Raw genomic sequence first — 14,352 nt, 5'->3', positions numbered from 1 at the left:
CATATGGTATCTTACCACGCCTTTCCGGAATTGTCAATGTTGTTTTTGTATTTTGTACAATTCAGAATATTCTGACATTTTTGTGCTTCAGTTCAGTCTTACGTTTAAGTAAGCTATTTCCTTACTCGCCAGAATCGAAATCTTTAAAGACCTTTAACTTTTATAATTTCGTAATTGCTATGATACCAGGGTCAAAAGGTCAGAAAGCCGATGCAAGCTTGCTTGCTAGCACGTAGCAATCTGGTATCAAAGGGGTCAAAATACCTTTTGACTCCAACATCATTGCTATGTAAAAGAGGGAACAGAAATTATCACATCTATCCTGTTTCCTCTTTACATGTTCTCCTACTCAATCAGTCCGATTGCCTCGTTAATGCTTTTCACTCCAATGATTTTGATCCCACCAATACTCTTCACGCTATCCAGAGATACTTCCGGCACAATACACGTCTCAAATCCAAGCTTCTTCGCCTCTGCCACCCGCTGTTCCGGCATATTTACCGCACGGACTTCTCCACTTAATCCAACTTCTCCAAACACAATCGTCCGTTCATCAAATGGTCTGTTCTTATAGCTTGATACGATCGCCATCACGATTCCAAGGTCTATCGCGGGTTCATTGATCTTGATACCTCCGGCAATATTCACATAGGCATCATAATTTCCAAGATGATATCCAATCCTTTTTTCCAAAACCGCCATCAGAAGGTTCACCCTGTTGTAATCTGTTCCTGCTGCTGTTCTTCTTGGCATTCCAAAATTGCTTTCGCATACCAGCGCCTGGATTTCCAGCAAGATCGGACGTGTTCCTTCCATAGAACATGCCACAACAGATCCAGATGCATTTTCCGGGCGCCCATTCAGCATAAATTCTGACGGATTTTCCACCTCCCGAAGACCATCTCTTCGCATTTCAAATACACCAATCTCATTCGTCGAACCAAAACGATTTTTCACTCCTCGAAGAATCCGGTAAGATGCATGCCTGTCTCCTTCAAAATACAGAACCGTATCTACCATATGTTCCAATACTCTTGGACCGGCGACAGTTCCTTCTTTTGTAACATGTCCGACAATAAAAATCGAAATCCCAAGCCCTTTTGCAAGCTGCATCAGCGTATTTGTTGCCTCTCTGACCTGCGACACACTTCCCGGTGCGGAACCGACTTCTTCACTGTACATTGTCTGAATCGAATCAATGATCACGGTATCTGGTTTTTCCTTTTCAATCACATTGCGGATCAGTTCCAGATTAGTCTCACAAAGCAAAAGCAGATGATCATTAAATTCTCCCATCCTCTGTGCACGCAATTTAATCTGGCGAAGCGATTCTTCCCCTGATATGTACAAAACCTTTCGTTCTTTTTTTGCCAGTTTCTGACACACCTGCAGGAGCAGCGTTGACTTACCGATTCCCGGATCACCGCCTACCAGAATCAGGGAACCCGGTACGATTCCGCCTCCCAGTACACGATCCAGTTCTTTAATCTCGGTTGTCACCCGCTCTTCATTCTCTGTCTTTACTTCTGACAATGGTACAATACGAATCTCTTTTGCCGCTTTAACTGCTGCCGTATTCGACGTTGTCACACACTCTTCCACGAAAGAGTTCCATTCCTTGCACATTGGGCACTGTCCCAGCCATTTTGATTCTTCATGCCCACAATTCTGGCAGAAAAAAACCGACTTTTTTGCCTTCGCCATATTCCATCTCCTTATATATCTTAAAAAATTACCAACTGCTTCTCTTGCCTGTTCCCAGTTTATATACTTTCGGTAAAGAAAGAGCCTGCCGAAGCAGACTCTTTTACTTTTCTTAAATACCTATGTACTTCAAACAACTCTTGCTGTAATCATTGTCCTACTTTCTTACAACCTTGATCTCAACGCTTTCTTTTCCAAGTTCCGCACTTACACTAAGCTTTGCGCTTAAGTTTGTCTTCATATCACCAACATTCATATCATTCATATATACGATATAATCTGTATCCGGTTCAAGTTCCAGTGTGATCTGTGCATCTCCTGTCCCTGATACCTTGAATGAGATCACATCTTCTGATACTTCAAAATGCTCTACTGCAGTTCCCGGAACAGATTCATATACGAACATTCCATTCTTTTCAAGCTTTGTAATCTCTTTAAATGTCTTTACTTTATATATATCTCCCTGAAATTCAAATCCATCCTTTTTTGTCTTTGTATCCAGAGTGTAATCACCGAAACTGAGTGTTCCGTCTAATTCACTTCTGATAAGCTCTTTGACTACTGTCATTGTTCAAATCCTCCTAATGGTCTTTCTCTTTCGACTTGTGGACTGTGAATTTTCCACATCCGAACCGTTTTTCTTATTATATAATAAAACTTCTTCTTTTGCTAGCTGTTTATCTCTCTGACTGTAAATTTTATTTCCTTTTTAGAAATACCGGCTTCCACATGGTCTCCACGTTTGATCTCACCATTCAAAAGTGCTTCCGCAAGTTTGTCTTCCAACTGGCTCTGTACTGCCCTTCTCAGCGGTCTTGCACCATACTTCTTGTCACTTCCGGTCTCAACGATATGCTTCTTCACAGAATCACGCACAACCAGTATAATTTCAAGCTGCTCTTTTGCTCTCTGCACAACTTCTTTACACATCAGCCCTACGATTTTCTTCATATTGTCCTCATTCAGCGGATGGAATACGATGATCTCATCAATACGGTTCAGGAACTCTGGGCGGAATAACTGCTTTACTTCGTCCATCACATTTGCTTTCATACGCTTGTAATCCGCCTTCTGGTCTTCCTGCTGGGTAAATCCAAGCTTCTTCGGTTCAATGATTGCCTTGGCACCTGCATTGGATGTCATAATGATAACCGTATTGCGGAAATCTACTTTTCTTCCCTGCGAATCCGTAATATGTCCGTCATCCAGTACCTGAAGTAAAATATTAAACACATCCGGATGTGCTTTCTCAATCTCATCAAACAAAATGACAGAATATGGATTTCTGCGTACTTTTTCGCTGAGCTGTCCGCCATCCTCATGTCCCACATACCCCGGAGGCGATCCAATCATCTTGGATACACTGTGCTTCTCCATATATTCGGACATATCTACCCGGATCATATCCTCTTCATTGCCAAAGAGTGCTTCTGCAAGAGCTTTGGAAAGCTCTGTCTTTCCGACACCTGTAGGACCAAGGAATAAGAATGAACCAATCGGACGTGCCGGATCTTTCAATCCCACTCTTCCTCGTTTTACCGCTTTGGAAAGTGCCTGGATTGCCTCTTCCTGACCAATCACACGCTTCTCCAGTGTTTTATCCAGCTTTTTCAGGCGTTCGCTCTCAGATTCATTCAGTCTTGTTACCGGGATTCGTGTCCACATGGAAATTACATCCGCAACATCTTCTTCAGTTACCGGAACTTTTTTCTTTTCATTCTTTTTATTGAAACGCTTTTTCGCCTGCTCTAATTTCTTTTCTGCTTCCTTCTGTTCTCTATGGAGCTCCGATGCTTTTTCAATATCTCCTGCTTTCAGCGCCACTTCTTTTTCCTGCTCCAGCTTTCCACAGCGGATTTCTGTCCCAACAATATTCTCCGGCACTTTAAATCCACGAAGTTTTACTTTTGAACAGCTTTCATCCAACACATCAATTGCCTTATCCGGAAGGAAACGGTCATTGATATAACGGCATGACATATGTACTGCCGCTTTCAATGCATCCTCTTCGATCTCTACATCATGATGAGCCTCATATTTTTCTTTCAGACCTTCCAGGATCCGGATACACTCGTCTTCTGTCGGTTCTTCAACCGTAACCGGCTGGAATCTTCTTTCCAGAGCTGCATCCTTCTCAATATACTTGCGGTATTCCGTAAGAGTTGTTGCACCGATCAGCTGCATCTCCCCTCTTGCCAGAGATGGTTTCAGAATATTGGATGCATCAATCGCGCCCTCTGCACCACCGGCACCGATAATGGTATGAAGTTCATCTAAGAAAAGGATAATATTACCCGCCGTCTTTACCTCACGGATCAGTTTTTTCATGCGCTCTTCAAATTCACCACGATACTTGGAGCCTGCAATCATCCCCGGAAGATCCAGCACCATGATCCGCTTATCTTTCATGCTTTCCGGAACAATTCCTTCCGCGATCTGTCTTGCAAGTCCTTCCACGATTGCTGTCTTACCGACTCCAGGCTCTCCCACAAGGCACGGATTATTCTTGGTCCGTCTGCTCAGGATCTCCATGACACGTGCAATTTCTTTTTCACGTCCAATAACCGGATCCAGCTTTCCTTCTCTTGCTTCCTGTGTCAGATCCGTACTGTACTGGTCTATAATTCCGCCAACAGTTTCCCCATCCTTCTGATTTTCCATATACTCTTTCGGATCAATTCCCGCCGCAAGCAGAAGATCCTGAAAAAGTTTTTGAATATTTACATTCAGGGTCATCAACATACGGGTAGCCACACAATCTCCATCTTTAAGCATTGTAAGCAGAAGATGTTCGGTTCCGACTTTTTCAGATGCAAGCTGCACTGCCTCATTCTGGCTTTCTTCCAGAATATATCGAAGTCTCGGACTGTACTCCAGATGCTTTCTTTCCTTCTTAGCTGCCTCAGGAGCAGATACAAGGATATCCATTGCTTTTTCCATCTGTTCTTCATCGACTTTATTCTTATCAAGCACCTGCCCTGCAACTCCGGTAAAAACCCTCTTAAGCCCGAAAAGAAGATGTTCTGTCCCAACATATGGATGCTTCAGTTCGGCTGCAATCTTCCGTGCCATATTCAGCGCTTCCTGCGCCTGCCTTGTATATTGCTTTTCTGCCATATAATTTTAGTCTCCTTTTTTCAATCTATCTTTGTTCATAATCTGCATAGATCTCGTCTACCAGTTCATGAACTTCTTCTTTCGTAATGTTTTTGCAACTTCCTTTTGCCAGAAGTACCCGAAGCTGCTCTTTCAGATCCTGCAAAGCTTCCAGCTTATCTTCATCAATACAGATCACCGCACCTCTTCGTCTGTCAAGCTGAAGAAAACCTTCCTGCCGCAGGACATTGTATGCCTTATTCACTGTATGCATATTGATTCCGATATTATCTGCCAGCTGTCTCACAGACGGCAAAGTATCTCCTTCATGAATCATCGAAGTGGCAATTCCCATAATGATCTGATTCCTGAGCTGTATATAAATCGCCTCATCACTGTTAAAATCAATTTCAATCAGCATAAAACGCACTCCTTTTTTCTATTGTACCGGCATCGCCATTGTTATATTTATGTTAGCACAGATGACACTTTTTGTAAAGGAAACAGTATGTAAAAAAGCACTACCTCTTCTTACTCACACTTTTTTGTGCTTTCCGTTTCAGAAGTAATGCTTTTCATTTCTTATTTCCGATTTCTTTCTCTCACGTTCAAACCTCTTCAACCTAAAATATTCTTCAGATCCTCATCTACTGTACTGATCGGGGTAATCTGATACTCTTGTACCAGGTAATTCAGAACATTCGGTGACACAAACGCCGGAAGCGTCGGACCCAGATAAATATTTTTGATTCCGAGCGCCAGAAGTGTCAGCAGAATCGCAACCGCTTTCTGTTCATACCATGACAGGATCATAGACAGTGGAAGTTCATTTACCTCACACTCAAACGCTTCTGCAAGAGCAATTGCAACTTTAATCGCACTGTACGCATCATTACACTGTCCCATATCCAAAATTCTTGGAATCCCCTCAATTTCTCCGAGCCTCAGATCATTCAATCTGTATTTTCCACATGCCAGCGTCAGGATGATCGTATCCATCGGTGTCTTTTTCGCAAATTCCGTATAGTAGCTCCGTCCTGGTGCTGCGCCATCACAGCCTCCGATCAGAAAGAAATGCCTGATTTTCCCCTGCTTTACCAAATCCACGATCTTTCCTGCATTTTCCAGAACTGCGTTGTGTGCAAATCCGGTCATCACGGTTGTTCCTCCATTAATCCCTGTCATCGGATGATCTTCCGGATATCCACCGCATTCCAATGCTTTTGCAATAACCGGCGTAAAATCTTTGTCCGCACCAATATGAACCATCTCCGGATAAGACACCACCGAAGTTGTAAACACCCGGTCTGCATAGCTCTGTCTGACCGGCATCAGACAATTTGTCGTAAATAAAATTGGCGCAGGAATATTATGGAACTCAAATTGCTGGCTCTGCCAGGCCGTTCCGAAATTGCCTTTCAAATGCGGATATTCCTTTAATTTTGGATATCCGTGTGCCGGAAGCATTTCACTGTGCGTATAAATATTGATGCCTTTATCTTTGGTCTGCTCCAGAAGCAGCTTCATATCATGCAGATCATGACCACTGACTACAATAAACGGTCCCTTTTCTATCGTAAGCGGAACTTCTGTCGGAATTGGATCTCCATAGCTTTCCGTGTTTGCTTTATCCAGAAGTTCCATGCAGCGCAGGTTGATTTTACCTGTTTCTATGACTACCGGAAGCAGTTCTTCCATCCCTTTTTCTTCTCCCAGAATCCTCATTCCCTTATAAAAGAAATTCATAATCTCCGCATCCACATATCCCAGTGCCCATGCATGATAAGCATATGCTGCAGTCCCTCGTAAGCCAAACAAGATCAATGACTTTAACGAACGGATATCTTCCGGTGCCTCCCAGATCTTCTGTACATTATAAGCATCTTTTCCTGGTTTTCTGTTTTCTGCTTCTTCTCTGATCTCATCTGACAGTTTTTTCACTGTATCACTGTTGAAATTTACATTTGTAATCGTGGTAAACAGACCTTTTAACATCAGTTCATCCGAAGATCTGCTTCTTTCATTTTCTGCAACTGCCCTTGCCAGCCGGATCAGTTCACCAGTCAGTTCATCTTGAAGATTTGCTGTATCCGACTTTTTCCCACATACACCTGTATGTCCTTCGCAGCCCGTGTTATGAGCGGTCTGCTGGCATTGAAAACAAAACATTTCCTCCATTTCTTTTTCCTCCATGTTTTTTTATTAGCATGTCAAAATATAGAAAATCTATACCGGAAGAACATTTTTCTTTATTATTCAAATAATATTTTTCAAACATCCAGACTATGGTTCGCAAACTAAAAAAGGATGGCCCACAGACTTTCATCTGCAAGCTATCCTTTTCTGCACGATTCTATTTCAGATTTTTTATTCTACGATGAGTCCTTCTTTTTCAATCACATCGATTACCTGAGTCACATACTTTTCGCAAAGCTCGTCCGTCGCCGCTTCAACCATGACACGGATTACCGGTTCCGTTCCACTTTCACGGACAAGGATTCTTCCGTCATCTCCAAGTGCTTCTGCAACTGCATCGACTGCTTTGACCACTTCCGGATTCTCCCTTGCTGTCTTCTTATCTGCCACACGCACATTTTTCAGAAGCTGTGGATAGATCTTCACTTCTTCTGTCAGCTGTCCGAGGGACTGTTTGGTCTCCATGATAACTTCCATCAGCATCAGAGAAGTCAGAATACCATCTCCTGTCGTTGCATGCTTACTGAAAATAATATGTCCGGACTGTTCACCGCCCAGCATGAATCCATTCTTGACCATGTTCTCATAGACATATTTGTCGCCGACCTGTGTCTTTTCGTACTTCATGCCAATCTTGTAGCATGCTTTATAAAGTCCAAGATTCGACATGATAGTAGTAACGATGGTATCGTCTTTTAACTGACCATGTTCTTTCATATATTTGCCACACACATAAAGGATCAGATCCCCGTCAACAACATTTCCATTCTCATCAACAGCGATGCAGCGGTCCGCATCTCCATCGTATGCAAATCCGACATCCAGACCATTTTCTTTTACATATTCCTGGAGCACGTTAATATGTGTAGAACCACAATTTGTGTTGATATTGGTTCCATCCGGCTCATTATTGATCACATAAGTTTTTGCTCCAAGTGCATCAAATACGCTTTTGGCAATACTTGATGAACTTCCGTTGGAACAATCCAGTCCGACTTTCACCTCTTTAAAAGAACGGGTTGCCAGACTGATCAAATGTCCGATATAACGGTTTCTTCCTGCTGCATAATCTACGGTTCTTCCGATCGCCTCTTTTTTAGCAAGCGGAATTTCTCCGGATTCCCCATCAATATAAGCTTCCACTTTGGCTTCTACTTCTGCTTCCAGCTTCTGACCTTTACTGTTGATCACTTTGATTCCATTATCATAGTACGGGTTATGGCTTGCAGAAATCATGATTCCGCAGTCAAAATCTTCGGTTCTTACCACGTAAGACACGCTTGGAGTTGTCGTCACATGAAGAAGATATGCATCTGCTCCTGACGCAGTAAGTCCTGCCGCCAGTGCATATTCAAACATATAGCTGCTTCTTCTGGTATCTTTACCGATCACGATTCTTGCCTTGTGTTCCTGTCCGTAATACCAGCCAAGATAACGTCCTACCTTAAACGCATGCTCTACCGTCAGTACTACATTGGCTTCTCCACGGAATCCATCTGTTCCGAAATATTTACCCATAATTATTATCTCTCCTCCGGCTTAAAGCCTTTCTTTATTCTGCAAATCTTGCTGTCTGTTCCCGGATCAACTGCTGATCTTCAAAATAGTTGATCTTCATCGCATCTTTTACTTCTTTTAAAGTCTGTGCTGCCACTTTTTCAGCTTCAATACTTCCTTTATGAAGGATCTCGTAGATCTCCGGAATCTTCTTCTCCAGTTCTTTTCTTCTTGCACGGATCGGTGCAAGCTCTTCCTGCATAACCGCATTCAGGAACTTCTTAACCTTAACGTCACCAAGTCCACCACGTCTGTAATGATCCTTCAATTCATCCAGATTCTTATAATCCGGCAGATATTTTTCAAAATGTTCATCTGTACAGAATGCATCCAGATAAGTGAAAACGGAATTCCCTTCTACCTGTCCCGGATCAGATACCTTCAAATGATTCGGATCTGTATACATTCCCATGATCTTCTGTCTTACTTCTTCCTCGGAATCAGACAGATAAATACAGTTACCAAGGGATTTACTCATCTTTGCTTTTCCATCCGTTCCAGGAAGACGGCAACAGCTTTCGTTCTCCGGAATCAGCGCTTTCGGCATAACCAATGCTTCTCCATATACACTGTTGAATTTGTGTACGATCTCACGGCACTGTTCGATCATCGGAAGCTGATCCTCACCTACCGGTACAGTCGTTGCCTTAAACGCTGTGATATCTGCTGCCTGGCTGATCGGATAAGTAAAGAATCCTACCGGAATACTTGCTTCAAAATTACGCATCTGGATCTCCGATTTAACCGTTGGGTTTCTCTGAAGACGGGATACCGTAACCAGATTCATATAATAAAAAGAAAGTTCTGTCAGTTCCGGTACCTGTGACTGGATGAAAATCGTGGATTTCTCCGGATCCAGTCCGCATGACAGATAATCCAGTGCAACCTCAATAATATTCTGACGTACCTTTTCCGGGTTATCTGCATTATCAGTCAGTGCCTGTGCATCTGCGATCATGATAAAGATCTTGTCATATTCTCCGGAATTCTGCAGTTCTACTCTTCGCTTTAAGGATCCAACATAATGTCCGACATGAAGCCGTCCGGTTGGTCTGTCACCTGTTAAAATAATTTTCTCCATTGTTTTTATGTTCCTCTCTGTCGTATTATTCCTGTCTTTTCTTTATTCTTCTTTGTCCGTATCCTCAGCCGAAAGCTCAGATGTACAGTATGCACATCTGGTTGCCGCGATCGGGATTTCTGACATGCAGTACGGGCAGATCTTCGTAGCCGGTGCTGCCGGTGCTTCTTCCTCCTTCTTAAGCAGCTTTTCTGTTCTTGAAGCAAGATTGTTCATCACTTTTACAAAACAAAAAATAACAAGTGCCATCAGAAGAAAGTTGATCACCGCTGTAATAAAATTGCCATATTTGATCGTGTCATTCTCACCAGATCCGATCCGGATCACCCAGTTGGAAAAATTGACCCCACCAGTCAGAAGACTGATCACCGGCATGATCATATCATTTACAAGAGAATTCACAATCGACTGGAATGCACCACCAATAATAACGCCGACTGCAAGATCCATTACATTTCCCCTTGCAATAAACTCTTTGAATTCTGCAATAAATCCTTTTTTAGCCATCTCAAATCCACTTCTTTCGTTCCTTTTAGGCTTCTGCGGCATATAAGGATATTGTACTACATTCCAAACAGGATTTCCACTATAATTCCACACACTACACTGATTCCGTAAAGTGTTGTGACGATCATCACATTCTTCTTCCAACTATGGTTCGTCTTAAAAAGTACGATCAGTCCGATTCCGGCACATGACAAAAGTCCGGCAAACATACTGCCGACATTTAAGACTCCCTCAAGATAAAATTTCGTAATTGTAATAGAAGCTGCGCAGTTCGGAATCAGACCGACAAGACCAGCCAGAAAAATTCCGGCAATTGGATAATGCGTCACCACGTTCATGACCTCTTCCATTCCAATCCACTCCACAACTGCATTTAACGCAAAAGAAATTACATATATAAATACCAGAATCTGTACCGAATGGATGAGTGCTGATTTTACAATGCTTCCTTCTTCACAGTGACAGTGGTCATGCTCACAGATATCATGAATGTGCAGCCCTCTCTGGTATCCTTTGCCTAGCACCCGCACTCCGATATCAACCAGAATCCCTGCAACAATACCAACGATAATCTTTCCGATTAAAATTGCCATGATCTTACGGACATCCGCCTGCTCTGAGATCAGAATCGGAAGCATCTCATCTGATGTAGACAGAAAAACAGCGATCATCGTTCCAACTGTGATGACTCCGCCGGAATACAGATTTGCTGCTGCTGCCGAAAATCCGCACTGCGGAACAACGCCCAGTATCCCACCGATCACAGGTCCTTTTTTCCCTGCTCCAAGAAGCATCCGCACCGTCTTCTGACCGGCTTTATTCTCCAGATATTCCATCGCAAAGTATGTCAGAAAAAGGAAAGGTATCAGTTTCACAGTGTCAATTGTTGTATCTTTTAGTATATCTATAAACAGTTCCATCTTGTATCTCCCTTCTTGGTTTCACTATTCTAATCCGTTTTGTCATTTTACACTGTCGCTGACAAAAAAGCAAGTAGAATAAATTAGTGTGGCAAAGCAACAGAAATAAATGGGATAAATTCAAGTTGTGCAAACCATTCCGATGAACCTCTTAGGGCGAAAATCGTGTTCAGCAGAGGCTTCCACGATTTTTGAGTTTCATCTCCATTGCACAAAAAAGAATTATCCCCATCACGTTAAGGATAATTCTTTCTTGTTTTACATTATGCTTTTGACATCTATTTTACTTTCAGTGTTCTCATGGAGTTCAGGATTGCGATTACGGATACTCCTACATCGGCAAAGACGGCTTCCCACATATTGGCCATGCCGAGGGCTCCCAGGATGAGGACCAGAACTTTGACACCGAGGGCAAAGACGATATTCTGATGTACGATCTGGAGAGTTTTTCCTGCAATTCTCATAATGGAGGATATCTTAAGGATATTATCATCCATCAGAACAACATCTGCGGCTTCGATTGCTGCATCGGATCCCATGCTTCCCATTGCGATTCCGATATCAGCTCTGGAGAGTACCGGTGCATCATTGATACCATCACCAACAAAACCGAGCTTTTCTTTCTCACCGAGTTCTCCGAGAAGTGCTTCAACCTTATCTACCTTATCCCCCGGAAGGAGATCTGTGTAGACTTCATCGATTCCAAGGCTTTCTGCTACTGCTTCACCGACATCTTTTCTGTCACCGGTAAGCATAACTGTCTTTTTGACACCGCTTTGTTTGAGCTGCGCGATCGCACGTTTGGCTTCCGGTTTGACCGTATCAGAAATTACAATGGTCCCGAGGAATTCTTTTTCAGCCGCCAGATATACGACCGTACCAGGGACTGTGCATGACTCATATTCCACGCCTTTTTCTTCCATCAGCTTTGCATTTCCGGCATAGACAACTCTTCCGTCGATCTTTGCCTTGATTCCGTGTCCGGCGATTTCTTCAGCCTGTTCCACCCTGTCCATGGACAACTCACCAAGCTCCGCTTCTTCGTACGCTTTCTTGAGTGCTGCTGAGATTGGATGATCGGAATAGCCTTCCGCAAGGGCTGCCACTTCAAGAAGTCCTTCTTTTTCCCATCCGTTCGGAATAACTTCTGATACAACGAATTCACCTTTTGTCAGTGTACCAGTCTTATCAAATACAATCGTTTTCATCTCAGAGAGTGCTTCCAGATAATTGCTTCCCTTTACCAGAACGCCCTGTTTGGATGCTGCTCCGATTCCTCCAAAAAAACCAAGTGGAACAGAGATCACCAGTGCACATGGGCAGGAGATTACAAGGAAAATACATGCTCTCTGAATCCATTCTGCAAATCCACCGCCAAGAATGATTGGTGGAAGGAATGCAAGTACAACTGCCGCACAAACCACGATCGGCGTATAGTATTTTGCAAACTTTGTAATGAAGTTTTCTACATGTGCCTTTTTGCTGCTGGCATTTTCAACCAGTTCCAGAATCTTCGCAACTGTAGAATCATCAAACTCTTTCGTTGTGCGCACCTTAAGAAGTCCGCTTCCATTTACACAACCGCTGATAATCTCGGAACCTTCTGTTACTTCTCGCGGAACCGACTCTCCGGTCAGTGCAGAAGTATCTACAAAGGATGTTCCCGATACAACCACACCATCGAGAGGAACTCTCTCTCCTGCTTTGATGACGATCTCTGTACCAATCTCTACATCATCCGGATCAACCTGTTTGAGCTTTCCGTCTTCTTCAATATTCGCATATTCCGGACAGATATCCATCATTGCACTGATTGACTGGCGGGAACGGTTGACTGCATAACTCTGGAATAACTCCCCGATCTGATAGAACAACATAACCGCTACCGCTTCCGAATATTCCTTTACTCCAAGTGCACCAAACGTTGCTATACACATCAGAAAGTTCTCATCAAATACCTGACCATGACTGATATTGCGCACAGCCCGGTAAATGATGTCCCATCCCACGATCAGATAAGGTATCATAAATAACAAAAACTGCACCGGAATTTCGGACTGAAATTCCAGTTTTCCCATATGTTCCAGTACAAAAAGAGGAACATAAATAACTGCCGCTGCGATAATACGGTACAGCATTATTTTCTGTTTTTTCATCATAGAAGCCTCTCCCCTTTCATACCTTTTCCGGTTTTACAGCTGAATCTGGCAATCCGGCTCTACCTTCTTGCATACAGCAACGACTTCCTGCATGATCTCATCAAATCTTGCATCATCTGCATCAATCGTAAGCTTCTGCATCATAAAACTTACCGTTGCATCATTTACACCATCAATTTTTTTGATTGCATCTTCCATTTTTGCTGCACAGTTTGCGCAATCAAGGTCTACCATTTTAAATTTTTTCTTCATCTTTCTTTCCTCCTGAAAAATTTTCTCTCACTGAACATATGAGCAACTGTTCATATGTTCATAATAACTCTGTAATAGAAATCCGTCAAGCAGTTTAGATAACATTTTTTATTTTCTACAATTTCAAAAGAATATACCTCTCCAGAACGTATTCCCTTTTATTTATCAGAACGCTCTATCAGAATTTTCTGACAGAAAAACAAAAAGAAGAACCCGGATTTTCCCAGATTCTTCTCAAATTTATATTTTGTTCTTTACTTTTCAAGCAGCTCCAAAATAGGATGCGACATTAGGAACAGATAATACTCCATCGCTTCATCCGCCGACAGATGAATATCCCGGCTGGTCAGCCAGTATTTGAGTCCGGTTACAACGGTGATCGTATGGAACTCCAGAAAAATTTTTTTGTCTTTGATTCCCTGAAGCTTCTCAAGCTTGATCTTATGTCTGCCCACCATCTCTTCGATCAGCTGACAGATCTTCTTTTCAAGAATTTCCTCAAACCCATTCTGACCGGTCGCTTCAAATGCTTTCTGATAATAAACCCGGTCTTTCTCCATCTTTCGGAACAACAGATAAATGGCTTCTCTTTCCATCCCGTCTTCAGTCATCTCACGGATATGCTGAAAAACCTCCGTCTCCAGAAGCCATTCCATCACTTCATACTTATCCTGAAAGTAATTATAAAAAGTCGGTCTGATGACTCCCGCCTGATCTGTGATCATTTTAATCGTTATCTTATCAAAAGATCCTTTTATCAGTAGTTCCTTAAAGCTTTCCGCAAGCAGGATTTTTGTTAATTCTCTTTTTCTTTCCATATGTTGTCCTCTTTTTCCTGCCCATTTCTCTTGACGAATATTTTATCACAAACAAAACGTTT

The 14,352-nt window shown here is 42.6% G+C and carries 13 protein-coding genes; 1 reads left to right on the top strand and 12 read right to left on the bottom strand.

Going from position 1 to position 14,352, the window contains the following annotated elements; genetic code table 11:
* A partial coding sequence (locus tag PG418_RS06040; protein WP_498837209.1) for a hypothetical protein occupies positions 1-236 on the top strand: 236 nt, incomplete at its 5' end.
* A 109-nt stretch (positions 237-345) separates the two neighbouring features.
* Here the strand turns inward: PG418_RS06040 and radA are convergent.
* The 12 genes from radA to PG418_RS05980 form a co-directional block, all read right to left on the bottom strand.
* The gene (radA, locus tag PG418_RS06035) at positions 346-1,704 is read right to left on the bottom strand and encodes a DNA repair protein RadA (protein WP_055156105.1); all 1,359 of its coding nucleotides are present in this window, start codon (positions 1,702-1,704) and stop codon (positions 346-348) included.
* A 157-nt stretch (positions 1,705-1,861) separates the two neighbouring features.
* The gene (locus PG418_RS06030; protein ID WP_008368562.1) at positions 1,862-2,272 is read right to left on the bottom strand and encodes a hypothetical protein; all 411 of its coding nucleotides are present in this window, start codon (positions 2,270-2,272) and stop codon (positions 1,862-1,864) included.
* 101 nt (positions 2,273-2,373) lie between these two features.
* Positions 2,374-4,821 carry an ATP-dependent Clp protease ATP-binding subunit gene (locus tag PG418_RS06025; protein WP_055156104.1) on the bottom strand — a complete coding sequence of 816 codons (2,448 nt, stop codon included), beginning with the start codon at positions 4,819-4,821 and terminating at the stop codon, positions 2,374-2,376.
* Positions 4,822-4,846: 25 nt separating this feature from the next.
* The gene (locus PG418_RS06020; protein WP_055260843.1) at positions 4,847-5,221 is read right to left on the bottom strand and encodes a GntR family transcriptional regulator; all 375 of its coding nucleotides are present in this window, start codon (positions 5,219-5,221) and stop codon (positions 4,847-4,849) included.
* A 197-nt stretch (positions 5,222-5,418) separates the two neighbouring features.
* The gene (gene hcp / locus PG418_RS06015) at positions 5,419-6,969 is read right to left on the bottom strand and encodes a hydroxylamine reductase (protein WP_416387178.1); all 1,551 of its coding nucleotides are present in this window, start codon (positions 6,967-6,969) and stop codon (positions 5,419-5,421) included.
* A 198-nt stretch (positions 6,970-7,167) separates the two neighbouring features.
* Positions 7,168-8,514 carry a phosphoglucosamine mutase gene (glmM, locus tag PG418_RS06010; RefSeq protein ID WP_498837208.1) on the bottom strand — a complete coding sequence of 449 codons (1,347 nt, stop codon included), beginning with the start codon at positions 8,512-8,514 and terminating at the stop codon, positions 7,168-7,170.
* A gap of 34 nt (positions 8,515-8,548) precedes the next feature.
* Positions 8,549-9,634, bottom strand: a complete 1,086-nt coding sequence (gene trpS / locus PG418_RS06005; RefSeq protein WP_008368572.1) for a tryptophan--tRNA ligase — start codon at positions 9,632-9,634, stop codon at positions 8,549-8,551.
* Between the two features lie 42 nt (positions 9,635-9,676).
* Positions 9,677-10,141 carry a large conductance mechanosensitive channel protein MscL gene (gene mscL, locus PG418_RS06000; RefSeq protein ID WP_055297210.1) on the bottom strand — a complete coding sequence of 155 codons (465 nt, stop codon included), beginning with the start codon at positions 10,139-10,141 and terminating at the stop codon, positions 9,677-9,679.
* Positions 10,142-10,197: 56 nt separating this feature from the next.
* Positions 10,198-11,061: an arsenic efflux protein gene (locus PG418_RS05995; protein WP_498837207.1), complete on the bottom strand. Its 864-nt coding sequence runs from the start codon at positions 11,059-11,061 to the stop codon at positions 10,198-10,200.
* 278 nt (positions 11,062-11,339) lie between these two features.
* Positions 11,340-13,220: a heavy metal translocating P-type ATPase gene (locus PG418_RS05990; RefSeq protein WP_204576046.1), complete on the bottom strand. Its 1,881-nt coding sequence runs from the start codon at positions 13,218-13,220 to the stop codon at positions 11,340-11,342.
* Between the two features lie 33 nt (positions 13,221-13,253).
* A complete protein-coding gene (locus PG418_RS05985; RefSeq protein ID WP_055156100.1) occupies positions 13,254-13,472 on the bottom strand; it encodes a cation transporter in 219 nt (72 codons plus the stop codon).
* A 254-nt stretch (positions 13,473-13,726) separates the two neighbouring features.
* A complete protein-coding gene (locus tag PG418_RS05980) occupies positions 13,727-14,290 on the bottom strand; it encodes a TetR family transcriptional regulator (protein WP_498837206.1) in 564 nt (187 codons plus the stop codon).
* Positions 14,291-14,352 lie beyond the last annotated feature (62 nt).

The organism is Bariatricus sp. TF06-38A, from assembly GCF_027690675.1.
Lineage (GTDB): Bacteria > Bacillota > Clostridia > Lachnospirales > Lachnospiraceae > Allocoprococcus > Allocoprococcus comes.
Note: the sequence above shows the minus strand (reverse complement) of the source record. Positions and strands in the feature narration are given on the sequence as shown.

Coding starts and splice junctions, on each gene's coding strand:
- hcp (WP_416387178.1), bottom strand. CDS start 6,969: ATGTTTTGTTTTCAATGCCAGCAGACCGCTCATAACACGGGCTGCGAA.
- glmM (WP_498837208.1), bottom strand. CDS start 8,514: ATGGGTAAATATTTCGGAACAGATGGATTCCGTGGAGAAGCCAATGTA.
- PG418_RS05980 (WP_498837206.1), bottom strand. CDS start 14,290: ATGGAAAGAAAAAGAGAATTAACAAAAATCCTGCTTGCGGAAAGCTTT.
- PG418_RS06030 (WP_008368562.1), bottom strand. CDS start 2,272: ATGACAGTAGTCAAAGAGCTTATCAGAAGTGAATTAGACGGAACACTC.
- PG418_RS05990 (WP_204576046.1), bottom strand. CDS start 13,220: ATGATGAAAAAACAGAAAATAATGCTGTACCGTATTATCGCAGCGGCA.
- PG418_RS05985 (WP_055156100.1), bottom strand. CDS start 13,472: ATGAAGAAAAAATTTAAAATGGTAGACCTTGATTGCGCAAACTGTGCA.
- PG418_RS06020 (WP_055260843.1), bottom strand. CDS start 5,221: ATGCTGATTGAAATTGATTTTAACAGTGATGAGGCGATTTATATACAG.
- radA (WP_055156105.1), bottom strand. CDS start 1,704: ATGGCGAAGGCAAAAAAGTCGGTTTTTTTCTGCCAGAATTGTGGGCAT.
- trpS (WP_008368572.1), bottom strand. CDS start 9,634: ATGGAGAAAATTATTTTAACAGGTGACAGACCAACCGGACGGCTTCAT.
- mscL (WP_055297210.1), bottom strand. CDS start 10,141: ATGGCTAAAAAAGGATTTATTGCAGAATTCAAAGAGTTTATTGCAAGG.
- PG418_RS06025 (WP_055156104.1), bottom strand. CDS start 4,821: ATGGCAGAAAAGCAATATACAAGGCAGGCGCAGGAAGCGCTGAATATG.
- PG418_RS05995 (WP_498837207.1), bottom strand. CDS start 11,061: ATGGAACTGTTTATAGATATACTAAAAGATACAACAATTGACACTGTG.